General features: G+C 40.8%; 12 protein-coding genes and 1 rRNA gene. 5 read left to right on the top strand and 8 right to left on the bottom strand.

Annotated features, from left to right (window positions below):
- Window positions 1-223: 223 nt before the first annotated feature.
- Both BN988_RS14530 and BN988_RS14525 read right to left on the bottom strand, forming a co-directional pair.
- Window positions 224-1787: ribosomal RNA gene (locus tag BN988_RS14530) — 16S ribosomal RNA — on the bottom strand.
- A gap of 508 nt (window positions 1788-2295) precedes the next feature.
- A complete protein-coding gene (locus BN988_RS14525; RefSeq protein ID WP_036577479.1) occupies window positions 2296-3168 on the bottom strand; it encodes a nucleotidyltransferase-like protein in 873 nt (290 codons plus the stop codon).
- A 178-nt stretch (window positions 3169-3346) separates the two neighbouring features.
- Here BN988_RS14525 and BN988_RS14520 point away from each other — a divergent pair, with 178 nt between their 5' ends.
- The 3 genes from BN988_RS14520 (at window position 3347) to pabB (ending at window position 6229) form a co-directional block, all read left to right on the top strand.
- Window positions 3347-3724 carry a YgzB family protein gene (locus tag BN988_RS14520; protein WP_036577478.1) on the top strand — a complete coding sequence of 126 codons (378 nt, stop codon included), beginning with the start codon at window positions 3347-3349 and terminating at the stop codon, window positions 3722-3724.
- Between the two features lie 164 nt (window positions 3725-3888).
- Window positions 3889-4488 carry an anthranilate synthase component II gene (locus BN988_RS14515; RefSeq protein WP_036577477.1) on the top strand — a complete coding sequence of 200 codons (600 nt, stop codon included), beginning with the start codon at window positions 3889-3891 and terminating at the stop codon, window positions 4486-4488.
- Window positions 4466-6229, top strand: coding sequence for an aminodeoxychorismate synthase component I (pabB, locus tag BN988_RS14510; RefSeq protein WP_036577476.1), 1764 nt, complete (start codon window positions 4466-4468; stop codon window positions 6227-6229). The genes BN988_RS14515 and pabB overlap by 23 nt, the downstream gene beginning before the upstream one ends.
- A gap of 202 nt (window positions 6230-6431) precedes the next feature.
- Here pabB and perR read toward each other — a convergent pair whose 3' ends face one another.
- The 6 genes from perR to BN988_RS14480 all read right to left on the bottom strand — a co-directional run bounded on the left by perR (window position 6432) and on the right by BN988_RS14480 (window position 10542).
- Window positions 6432-6881, bottom strand: a complete 450-nt coding sequence (gene perR / locus BN988_RS14505; protein ID WP_036577475.1) for a peroxide-responsive transcriptional repressor PerR — start codon at window positions 6879-6881, stop codon at window positions 6432-6434.
- Window positions 6882-7105: 224 nt separating this feature from the next.
- Complete coding sequence (locus BN988_RS14500) at window positions 7106-7657, bottom strand: cob(I)yrinic acid a,c-diamide adenosyltransferase (RefSeq protein WP_036577474.1); 552 nt, start codon at window positions 7655-7657, stop codon at window positions 7106-7108.
- Between the two features lie 2 nt (window positions 7658-7659).
- Window positions 7660-8607, bottom strand: coding sequence for a D-2-hydroxyacid dehydrogenase (locus tag BN988_RS14495; RefSeq protein WP_036577473.1), 948 nt, complete (start codon window positions 8605-8607; stop codon window positions 7660-7662).
- Window positions 8608-8666: 59 nt separating this feature from the next.
- Window positions 8667-9335, bottom strand: coding sequence for a sugar transferase (locus BN988_RS14490; RefSeq protein ID WP_036577472.1), 669 nt, complete (start codon window positions 9333-9335; stop codon window positions 8667-8669).
- Window positions 9336-9589: 254 nt separating this feature from the next.
- Entirely contained in the window at window positions 9590-10057 is a 468-nt protein-coding gene (bcp, locus tag BN988_RS14485) for a thioredoxin-dependent thiol peroxidase (protein ID WP_036577471.1), read from the bottom strand.
- 53 nt (window positions 10058-10110) lie between these two features.
- The gene (locus BN988_RS14480) at window positions 10111-10542 is read right to left on the bottom strand and encodes a potassium channel family protein (protein ID WP_036577470.1); all 432 of its coding nucleotides are present in this window, start codon (window positions 10540-10542) and stop codon (window positions 10111-10113) included.
- 278 nt (window positions 10543-10820) lie between these two features.
- Between BN988_RS14480 and BN988_RS14475 the strand changes: the two genes are divergently transcribed.
- Both BN988_RS14475 and BN988_RS14470 read left to right on the top strand, forming a co-directional pair.
- On the top strand, window positions 10821-11522 hold the full coding sequence (locus BN988_RS14475) for a response regulator transcription factor (protein ID WP_036577469.1): 702 nt from the start codon (window positions 10821-10823) through the stop codon (window positions 11520-11522).
- A complete protein-coding gene (locus BN988_RS14470) occupies window positions 11504-12517 on the top strand; it encodes a sensor histidine kinase (protein ID WP_231495246.1) in 1014 nt (337 codons plus the stop codon). Before BN988_RS14475 ends, BN988_RS14470 begins: the two co-directional genes overlap by 19 nt.
- Window positions 12518-12551: the final 34 nt, after the last annotated feature.

The raw sequence follows: 12551 nt of genomic DNA, 5'->3' as shown, positions 1-12551 counted from the left end.
TTAACTAAGTTACAGTAAATAAGCGTGCTAATTTCTTAGCCTTGCTTTATTTCAAGCTGAACAAATTGTTGCAGCTTTAAAAAATGATGTCGTTGTTACTCTTATTTAGTTTTCAAGGTACAAGATGAGAGAATTGCTCCCTCAAAACTGAACCAAACAACTAGTATGTCCTTACCGGAAGATTCTCCGAAGAGAATCCTCGGCGTTCCGATTCTATCCTTAGAAAGGAGGTGATCCAGCCGCACCTTCCGATACGGCTACCTTGTTACGACTTCACCCCAATCATTGGTCCCACCTTCGGCGGCTGGCTCCAAAAGGTTACCTCACCGACTTCGGGTGTTACCAACTCTCGTGGTGTGACGGGCGGTGTGTACAAGGCCCGGGAACGTATTCACCGCGGCATGCTGATCCGCGATTACTAGCGATTCCGGCTTCATGCAGGCGAGTTGCAGCCTGCAATCCGAACTGAGAATGGTTTTATGGGATTTGCTTGACCTCGCGGTTTTGCTTCCCTTTGTTCCATCCATTGTAGCACGTGTGTAGCCCAGGTCATAAGGGGCATGATGATTTGACGTCATCCCCACCTTCCTCCGGTTTGTCACCGGCAGTCACCTTAGAGTGCCCAACTAAATGCTGGCAACTAAGATCAAGGGTTGCGCTCGTTGCGGGACTTAACCCAACATCTCACGACACGAGCTGACGACAACCATGCACCACCTGTCACTCTGTCCCCGAAGGGAACTTCCTATCTCTAGGAATAGCAGAGGATGTCAAGACCTGGTAAGGTTCTTCGCGTTGCTTCGAATTAAACCACATGCTCCACCGCTTGTGCGGGCCCCCGTCAATTCTTTTGAGTTTCAGCCTTGCGGCCGTACTCCCCAGGCGGAGTGCTTAATGCGTTAACTTCAGCACTAAGGGGCGGAAACCCCCTAACACCTAGCACTCATCGTTTACGGCGTGGACTACCAGGGTATCTAATCCTGTTCGCTCCCCACGCTTTCGCTCCTCAGCGTCAGTTACAGACCAGAGAGTCGCCTTCGCCACTGGTGTTCCTCCACATCTCTACGCATTTCACCGCTACACGTGGAATTCCACTCTCCTCTTCTGTACTCAAGTCCTCCAGTTTCCAATGACCGTTCGCGGTTGAGCCGCGAGATTTCACATCAGACTTAAAGGACCGCCTGCGAGCGCTTTACGCCCAATAATTCCGGACAACGCTTGCCACCTACGTATTACCGCGGCTGCTGGCACGTAGTTAGCCGTGGCTTTCTGGTTAGGTACCGTCAAGGTTGGGTCAGTTACTACCCAACTTGTTCTTCCCTAACAACAGAGTTTTACGATCCGAAAACCTTCATCACTCACGCGGCGTTGCTCCGTCAGACTTTCGTCCATTGCGGAAGATTCCCTACTGCTGCCTCCCGTAGGAGTCTGGGCCGTGTCTCAGTCCCAGTGTGGCCGATCACCCTCTCAGGTCGGCTACGCATCGTCGCCTTGGTGAGCCGTTACCTCACCAACTAGCTAATGCGCCGCGGGCCCATCTGTAAGTGACAGCCGAAGCCGCCTTTCAACTTTCCTTTATGCAAAAGAAAGTATTATCCGGTATTAGCCCCGGTTTCCCGGGGTTATCCCAGTCTTACAGGCAGGTTGCCCACGTGTTACTCACCCGTCCGCCGCTCATTCCACAAGCGTCACCCCCGAAGGGGATCAGCTTGCTTCCTGCGCTCGACTTGCATGTATTAGGCACGCCGCCAGCGTTCGTCCTGAGCCAAGATCAAACTCTCCAAAAAAGTTTGTATCATGTCGACACCAATCAACATGATCCGTCTTAGCTTTGCAGAAAACTGGCTTCTGCTTGTATTTCTTCGAAAAACAGAAAGTCTGTTTTTCCTTGACATACTAGTTGTTTTGTTCAGTTTTCAAAGAGCAATTTGTTTTCGTCGCTTTTTTTCAGCGACTTTTACATCTTACCATCTTCGCAATGCTTTGTCAATAACTTTTTTCATTTTGTTTTTAACTGATAAAAGCTGTTGATTGCCGTCGAATTTGGCGACTTGATTAATATATCACACAACCGATTATGTTGTCAACAATTATTTGTGTGATAGTTGTCGTTAAATCAATATGATTTTTGCGACGGATTTAAATTTACCATGGATGAAATATAAAGTCAATGTAAATTTTGAATTTCTTTATTAAAATAAACTAAAGCTACCCGCACCGTATTAACAGCATTTCTAGGGCTGCGATATATCGTAGGCCATTACAATACTATGCAGGAAAGCTTTAGAGTGTTCCTTATTTCTTAACGACATACTTCCTGTGATAAACACCAATCCCTTTGGTCTGTTCCTTTACTGTAACGAGTAATCCTTTTTCCACCATAAAAGAAATAACAGCTGTTAGATCAAGAGAATAAGGAGAAGTCTCCGGCAACGTTTTTAGTTGGACATAAGACCAAGGCTCTTCCTTTGTCCCCATAATCTCTAATAAATGCTTAACAGATGTCTTCGCTCTGTTACTAATAATAAAGTCCATGGCAAGTAACATTAACTGGATTCTTTTCTTTATTTCTTCACGACTTTCAATAAACTCTTCATATAACTTATATACTTCCAGATCAATTTGCTTCACCTGGCTCCAAACCGTTACCTCTGGGTAATATCCTTTTTCAATCACAGCTAGTCTCGCTAAATAATGAAGCGAATAAAGGATCTTACTGTTGGCATCCTTATATTCTTCTGTCTCATACAGGTCTTTCGCTTCACTATAGCTCTTTACCAGTTTCCCAAACTCTATCGCTTTTCTCAGATCGCGCTTTTCACTCGGGAAATCCCGCAATTGGTTCTTTAAATTATAGACATACTCATTACGGTCAAAAATTACTCTACCATAAATCACCCATTCAACCGCCCTACGATATCCACTTGTATCAATCCATTCCATTAATACCGACTCTGTTACAATATGCACCGCTGCAGATCTTTCGTCCTCGAATTCATAATGCTTTGCTTGCCACTGCTGTTCCGCGTTTTGCACAATAATAAGTAAAATCCCATCAAAGTCTTCGGTCACTGGACTATTAGACTTCGTTCTTTCCATCAGAATAATTCCCAATGTATTTGCATCACTCGCGTGTTCCTGATAAATAGGTCTTAAAAATCGCTCCATACCTTTTCCTCCAATTAAACAATGTCTTTAATACTTTTCTATATAAGGATAAGAAGTTATTATTATTTAAAATTACATTATAGTACAATTCGTTACATATAGATAAATTCCTTTTTATGAAATAAAAAATTCGTGAAATATGCTATACTACCTATGAAAGTATGAAGGAGGAACAAGTGTGGCTCAATTAGTTTACTCTAGTAAAATAAATAAGATTAGATCCTTTGCGCTCATTCTAGTATTTGCCGGTATTCTTTTAATGTATGGTGGAATATTAACCAAAAACATTGAATGGTTAATGCTTATCTTTTTCCTTCTCGGTGTTTTAATGGTTGTTTTAAGTTGTGCGGTATATGTATGGATTGGCACCTTATCGCTCAAAGCTGTGCCCATTGTGTGCCCAAATTGCGAAAAGCCAACGAAAATGCTTGGACGAGTAGATGCTTGCATGCATTGTAAGCAACCTTTAACACTGGACAAGAACCTTGAAGGAAAAGAATTTGATGAAAAATATAATACACGCCGTTATCAAAAAGAATCGAAGAAGAATAAGTAGTTGAGATGCCGCCATAATGGCGGCTTTTTGTTTGCTTGGCTATTTTATGAGACAAGCTATCCTCTACGTTCCTCTCCTCCCTTATAATTACTCCAGCCGCACAGAGCATTTCTGGTATAATAAACTCAACTAAATTTCAACAGGATAAAGAGGTGTAAAAACAAATGATACTCCTTATTGACAACTATGATTCCTTTACATATAATCTCGTACAATATATGAAACAACTAAACTATACTGTTCTGGTAAAACGAAATGATGCCATTGAAATAGAAGAAATTCACCAGCTATCCCCTGAATGTATTGTTCTTTCTCCTGGCCCAGGCCATCCAGACGAAGCAGGGATCTGTTTAAACGTAATCAAACATTTCTATAAAAATATCCCAATCCTAGGCATCTGTCTTGGCCATCAAGCTCTTGCTAGAGCATTTGGGAGTAATGTTATTCCCGCCGAGCAACCAATGCATGGAAAAGTTTCTACCATTACACATGACCGTAAGGGTATTTTCAATCTACTCCCTTCTCCCTTGCAGGTAACTCGTTACCATTCTTTAATCGTGGAAAAAGAGTCCTTAGCTGACTGTCTGGAAATAACGGCACAAACAAACAGCGGGGAAATCATGGCTCTTCGTCATAAGCAGTATCCATTGGAAGGAATCCAGGCACATCCAGAAGCCATTCTCACCGAACAAGGACTCGAAATGTTAGATAACTTTATAAAGAATAAGGGAGTGAAGCGTTGTGAGGACCCAGTTATACTTTGATTTTCTTAATGGTGAAGGAGTAAAATCGCCCAAGCATTTCACCAATCCAACCGACATAATCAGCACTTCTTCTATTGAAGAGGTTCTTCCTTGCTTAAAAAGGGTGCAACAAGCTGTCAATGATGGTTCCTATGCTGCGGGGTATGTTTCCTATGAAGCCGCTCCCGCTTTTGATCCTACATATAAAGTTAATCCGAGCGTTAATCAACCACTCGTTTGGTTTGGGATATTTGATCATCCTAGCAAAAAAAGCTTTACGGCCACCGGAACATATGAAACAGCAGAATGGACCCCTCTTACAGGAAAAGAGGTGTACGTTCAAAACATCAGTCGCATTAAGGAAGCAATCCGACAAGGAATTACCTATCAAGTGAACTATACCATTCGTATGCGCAGTCAATTTACTGGGGACAGTATCGCATACTATAAACAACTAGCTGAGGCACAGACCTCTAACTATAGTGCCTATATTAACGATGGCAAACATACGATGATATCTGCTTCACCCGAATTGTTTTTTCATCTAAAAGACAGGACTATCTTCACGAAGCCGATGAAAGGTACTGCGTCGAGAGGAAATACATTACCGCTGGATATCCAACAAAAGGATTGGCTTTATCAATCGGCCAAAAATAGGGCAGAGAACGTAATGATTGTGGACTTACTACGAAACGACCTTGGAAGAATAGCAAAGCCAGGCACCGTTAAGGTACCAAAGCTTTTTTCCATTGAATCGTATCCAACCGTTCACCAAATGACTTCCACTGTAACTGCAGAACTCGAAGAAACGATCGAGTTACCGGATGTGTTTAAAGCATTGTTCCCTTGTGGTTCCATTACAGGAGCACCAAAAGGAAGTACGATGCAAATCATTACAGAGCTTGAGGAACAGCCACGAAATGTTTATTGTGGTGCTATTGGGTACATTACACCAGACATGGAAGCTATTTTTAATGTACCAATACGTACTGTGATCCTAGATAATGAAAAAGGCAACGCTACGTACGGGGTTGGTGGCGGGATTACATGGGACTCTGAATCTGAGGAAGAGTATGATGAGGTTCTCACAAAATCGAAAATTTTACGTTCAGAACACAATCACTTTCAATTATTGGAGAGCATTGGATATACCGATGGAGAATTTCTTGTACTCGAAAACCATTTGAAACGGCTAAAAAAATCAGCGGACTATTTTAACTTTCAAGTAGACTTAGTTGAAATTAGAAAAGAACTAACGAATTTGCAACAACAACTAACCGAAGAAACAAAATGGAAAATTCGCCTACTAGTGAGTAAAGACGGGAGTATCCAGTTAGAATCCCAGCCATTAAAAGAATCAACTCTACCAGTTAGAATTGAATTGGCCGCCGTCCCTGTAGATAAGGACAATCTATTCCTATATCACAAAACAACGAACCGATCTGTTTATCAAGCATTGTTCCAATACGCTGGAGAAACAGCAAACGACCTTCTCTTATGGAATCAAGCAAACGAAATCACCGAATGTACCACTGGAAACATTGTCGTAGAAATGGATGGTAAGTTCTACACACCACCTGTAAAATGTGGGCTTCTACCTGGTACATATAGAGAAGATCTACTTAACAGAGGTATCATACATGAACGGGTCATCTATAAACATGAAATGCAACAATGCTCCGGTTTTTGGATGATAAATAGCGTCCGGGGATGGGTGCCTATAGAAATTACCGGGATAAAGAAGAACTACACCTACAAATAAGCTACTTTCCTCCATAATGTACTGGAGGAAAGTAGCTTATTCTTTTTAACTATAAACCTAATGCCTTCTGACTCATCTATTTGTCTATACAAAAACACTCCCGATCAGTACTTCATTCGTCTGTACCATTCGAAAGTGTTCTATAGCCGTTCAAATAATTTGGTTAATTCACTTCTAAAATAGGAATTGCAGCTTTTATTAATCAATGTTTTTGTGTAGCAACTTCCTGACAGCCCTCGCACTTACCATAAACTTCCAAGCGGTGATGACTAACATCAAAGCCGGTTACCTGTTCAGCTAATGCTTCTACTTCATCCAGCGAAGGATAATGGAAATCCACTATTTTGCCGCAAGAATCGCAGATGATGTGATAATGTTCCGTAGTATTACAGTCAAATCGGCTTGAGGAATCCCCGTAGGTTAGCTCTCTGACAAGACCAATTTCACGCAACACCCGAAGATTGTTATAAACAGTTGCCACACTCATATTAGGAAATTTTCCTTCGAGTGCTTTATATATATCGTCAGCTGTAGGGTGAACCATTGCATTTAGAAGATATTCCAAAACCGCATGTCGTTGTGGTGTGATCCGGACGCCTGACTCCTTTAATGTATCAATTGCCTTTTTTAATTGTTTCTCAGACACCGTCATCCACCTCTCTTTTATATTTTATACAATTATAAGTACATTATTAGTTTATAATCTTTATAAATAGTGTACGCTCTCATAACTGATTCTGTCAATAAAAGTATATGAAGACATGCAAATAATTATGAGTCCTTGTACAAATAAGAAAAGTGCAGAGTACCCATGGATCAGTATACATAACACAAAAACAATAAATTTACAATTTATTCCAAACAAAAAAGTGAGTATTATACATCTGCTCTTAAGTGAGATTCTGTTCGACCTAGCTGCTTATTTACATAGCGTGCAGCTACAAAAAGATAATCTGATAGGCGATTTAGGTAGGATACGACAAGTGGATTCACTTCTTCCACCCCTATTGCTGTTCTTTCTGCTCGGCGTGCCACAGTTCGAGCTGCATGCAAGGCACTGGCAGCACGATGGCCAGACGGAAGAATAAAGTTTTTTAATGGCTCGAGTGTTGCGTCCCATTCATCAATTTCCTTTTCCAATTCCTCAATATGTTCCTGTTTTAGCTTCCAGGTCACTTCTTTATCCTGCGGTGTCGCCAATTCCGCCCCTACATGAAATAGGATCGTTTGGACGCGCTGCATTCTTTTAAGGAAAATATCTTTCCCTTCAAATGCTTCTTCGTCCAGAAAGCTCACCCCAAGGCCAATCATAGAATTCGTCTCATCACATGTACCATAAGCTTCTACCCGTAAATCGTTTTTTGCTACCCGCTTTCCATAGATTAAAGAAGTTTGCCCCTTATCACCTGATCGTGTATAAATACGCATGCTTAATACCCCCTGTTTACGTCTATTTCATTCACATAATTTTTCTTCTCATTATTATAGATAAGAAGGTTTTCTTGGAAAATTTCCAAAGCTCGTGCTTCATAGTGTCTAGAGCTCGCAGATATATGTGGGGTTAAGGTAATAAATTCGTTATCCCATAATGGATCGTCTGCTGGTAATGGCTCCTGTTCAAATACATCTAGTACAGCATGAGCGATTTGCCCTTGCTCTACTCCACGAATAATATCAGCTGATGCAATGACATCCCCTCTCCCCATATTCAGGAACAAAGCATGATTAGGCAATGCCTCCAGATGACCGTAATGGAGTATACCGCGGGTTTCCTTCGTACTTGGCAAAATAGAGATAAAAATATCTGCCTTTGGAAGAAGTGATGGCAAAGCATCCATTTGATGTACTTCATCAAATAAATCAATTGAAGCACCGCTTCGTGATACCCCGATTGTTTTTACTTGGAACGCCTTGGCCAGTTTTGCTACTTCTTGTCCTATTGCTCCAGCTCCGAGTATGACCATGGTTTTTCCATGAAGTTCTTCCATCTGTAGATGCTTCGCCCATTGATGACTCTTTTCATGGTCAATGAGCTTCTTCGTTTGTCTGTATACTTGTAAAATCATCGAAATAGCATACTCTGCCATGGGAATCCGGTGAATACCACGTGCATTTGTGACGAGTATCGCCCGCTTCTTGATTGCCTCTAACGGCATTTTTTCCATTCCTGCCGAAATTACCATAATCCATTTCAATGATGTTGCTTCATTGATTAGTTCTTCTGTAAGGTCCTCTCCGTATGTTACAAGGATGTCTGCTTTTGGGAGAGTCTCTCTCGCTTCATCCATATTCGCACAAAAAATAAATGGCTGTGTCGGGTTTGCTTTTATTAACTTTTCTTGTAGCTTGTTTTCCACCTTACTTGAAAATAAAATCATAGATTTTCCCCCGTATATGTTCTTACATTTATAGTAAAACTTTTTTGGTTCATTGAACACTATTTAGAGGTTTTATTTTTAAAATTACGCCGGATAGCACGGAATAATATGATCATGTCCATCTTTAATGTCCGATATTTCATATAATAGAGATCTTGTTCAATCTTTAAATCTTTTCGAAGGCCGGGGGTATACACCCGCGTGAATCCTGTAATCCCTGGCTTCATGGACATGCGCCGGTACTCGTACTGATTGTAGGTTACGACTGTTTCTCGATCTACGGCGATTGGACCAACAAAACTCATATCTCCTTTAAATACATTCCATAACTGTGGCAGCTTATGGAGCTTATACTTTCTCAGTTTTTTTCCAATCGGTGTCAGTACTTGCTGTTGTCTTTCTCTTATCATCTGTTGCTGTCTATAGTGTGCTCTTGAAACAGTAGCAGGTCTCGGGAAGGCGGAAATCACCCGCGAAGGAATAGAAAAAGTACGGAACTCATAGAGAATAAAGGGTCGTTCATGCACACCTATCCTCCATGACTTGGCTAAAACTGGGCCACCTTCTTGTTTGTAAATGATTCTTGCTACTATTAGTATAAGAGGGGTAAATAGAATTAACAGAAGAAAGCTCACTATTATATCCAGCACTCGTTTAACTAGAAGGTACACCCGCTTTTTCTCCGTACTTGGCTTACTGACCCTACTTTCATACCGCTGTAGTTCCATACTCCCACCCCTAATTTCAATAGATTTAATAACAAAGCTTGTTTCAAATCTATTCAGAAATTGGATTGTATAGAACTACTAGGGAGAGGAACTATGCGGGATGTAGTATTTTCTTATTTAAAGGAGATTTTAAAAAAACACTGAACGAATACTCATATCGTTCAGCGTTTTCTTTAAATCAATATTAAGAATAGTAGTCAGCGCCGTAATTTCGGAGAGCTGAAGTAGCTTCTCACTAAGGAAAATCAGCTTTCTTACTGATTTTCTCTCAAATATTCCAATGCATCTTCCACATGTCCATCAACTCGGACCTTGCGATATTCCTTGATCAATTTGCCTTCTTTATCAACAATAAAGGTAGAGCGCTCTACCCCATAATACTCTTTTCCAAAGTTCTTTTTCAGCTTCCACACATCAAACTGCTCTGCCACCTTGTGTTCCTCATCCGCTAATAATAAAAATGGTAACTCATGCTTATTGATAAACTTCTGATGAGACTCTACCGGATCTGGACTCACACCAATGATCACTGCATCCAATTCTTCAAAACTTTTATGTGCATCTCGAAAATCACAAGCCTCTGTAGTGCAACCTGGGGTCATGTCTTTCGGATAAAAATACAATACAACATGCTTTCCTCTGTAATCAGACAAGCGAACCTCTTCCCCATTCTGATTATGCAGCGTAAAGTCTGTTACTTCTTTTCCTAGTTCTACCGTCATCAAAATCCCTCCTATATGTACTGGTACCACTATAGCACATCCTAAACGCTGGATCATTCTCCCCTGCTTCGCTGACCATATTGAACAAGCCGGAGCACAAAGGCAGCAGGTAAAATATAACCAATCAATGCTTCAATTACTGCAATGAACCTTCCCACGCCAACAGGTGTGATATCTCCGTAACCGATTGTCAGCAATGTCACCCCACTAAAGTACATAGAATGAATAAACGACCCGGTGGGCCCAACCTCCCGTGGCACCCCGCTCTCTACTAAAATAATCTCCTCAAAAGAAAGCATAAAATAAATCAGCCCAAAGCCGACCATCACCATAAGATAAATAATTATAAGTCCATAAAATAACTCTGTTGAAAAACGGCTTTCCCGCATCCCTCTTTGCAGTTTTTTTCCACGTATAAAATCAATGATTCCTTGCAGCATAATAGCACAAATACCAGCCAATAGAACAAATGGAATAGTTTCCATAGAATCCCCTTCTACAATTAATTACTATACTTTATTCTATGCTTTCAGTTACATTAGCTTGTCATTTATTTTTTCAAGAGGATGAGATACGATAGAAGTAATAAAGTGAAACTTCAATCAGTGGGGGTTTTTGTTCTTCCCCCACTGATTGTTAGTTGAACGAATCGGAGTGTTAGCGTCCGTTTACTCTCACTAAAAACTAACTGTTTCACTTCATGTTTGGAAGTGGGAGTCTTACGGACGGTTGCACCGGGATAAAATAGAAGGTCGGGGACGTTATGAAAAGAATTTATCTTATTGAAGATGATCCAAAAATAGCAAATCTTTTAAAAGAATACTTAGAACGATATGAATACGAGGTATTTCTAGTCGAAGCCTTTGATACGATTATGGAAGAATTCCAGAAGATCTCGCCTCACTTAGTTTTGCTGGATATCAATTTACCACGCTTTGATGGCTTTTATTGGTGCCGCCAAATACGCCATGTATCCAATTGCCCTATCATTTTCCTTTCAGCAAGGGATTCCGGCATGGACCAAGTGATGGCAATTGAAAATGGCGGGGATGATTATATAACAAAACCATTCGATTTTGATGTGGTACAAGCAAAGATAAAAAGCATTATGCGACGAAGCTACGGAGAGTATGCCAATACAAAGCAAGCCGATTTCATTGAAATCTCAGGCTTTCACCTTTACCTTACAGCTATGGAAGCTCAATTTAACGAACAAACCGTTCTACTGACAAAGAATGAATTTATTCTACTAAAAACACTTATGGAACAGTTAAACCAAGTGCTTAGTCGCTCCAATTTGTTGGAGGCTTTATGGGACGATGAAACATTTGTGGATGATAACACGCTGTCTGTAAATATTACCCGTTTACGCAAAAAACTGGAGGATATCGGTATCCCAAATAGTATTCAAACAGTACGAGGTGCTGGCTATAAGCTGGTCAATACATGGAGCGGATTGGCATGAGACACTTCCTGAAAGACAGCTTGCCCTTTATTCTTTTCTTTTTATCCCAGTGCTTGCTCATCATTGGGGTTGTGCAGCTATATTTGTATATTACCGGCACATCCCTTAGCTGGGATATTGCAATTTACTTACTCATTCTTCCTTTTATTTGCCTGCTTGTATTTCTTGGCTTTAGGTATTACGCATTGAGAGCATATTACACCACGCTAGCAAAAGGGCAAGAAGCAGTTAATGAAATGCCAGACCCACCAAACCACTTGCTTGCCATTGTAAAAAGACAACATGATATGCAGACAAACCAGTATGCAAATGAAGTTGAACAATTAAAACAACAGAAACAAATGGAGTTTCATTTCATCCAGCAATGGGTGCATCAAATGAAGACACCTGTTTCCGTGATGCATCTCACCATGCAGAAAGAAAAATATAATTTACCAGAGGATTTCCACCATAGTATGCAGGAAGAACTCGAGCGCTTACAACAAGGACTCGACCTTGCTCTTTACCAATCAAGGCTACAGAAATTTGATCGAGACTTTCATGTTCAGCGTGTCTATTTAAAAGAAACGGTAAAGGATGTCATTAAGGAATTTAAATCGAGCTTTATTCGCAATCAAGTCTTCCCAGTCCTTAACATTGACGAATCTATCGAGATTACAACAGATAAAAAATGGTTTCGATTTGTCATAAGCCAGATTCTTTCCAATGCTATTAAGTATTCAAAGGAAGAATCAGATAAAATTCATTTCATTTCAGCTACAACGTTTGGCAAAATCACACTAAAAGTCAGTGATACAGGGCATGGTATTCCCTCACAAGATCTTTCTCGGGTATTTGATCCTTTCTTTACTGGCTTAAATGGTAGAAACCACAGGGAATCTACAGGGATGGGACTCTATCTTTCCAAGGAAATCTGTGATGCATTGGATCATGATCTCTCGGTTACCTCTGAAATAGATCAAGGAACCACTGTCGTGATTACCTTTCGTCAGTAAATTTTAGGGGAATGGTGCCCTAACCCAATTAAAA

Source organism: Oceanobacillus picturae (genome assembly GCF_000612865.1).
GTDB lineage: Bacteria > Bacillota > Bacilli > Bacillales > Amphibacillaceae > Oceanobacillus_B > Oceanobacillus_B jordanicus.
This window is presented reverse-complemented; position numbering and strand designations above follow the sequence as displayed.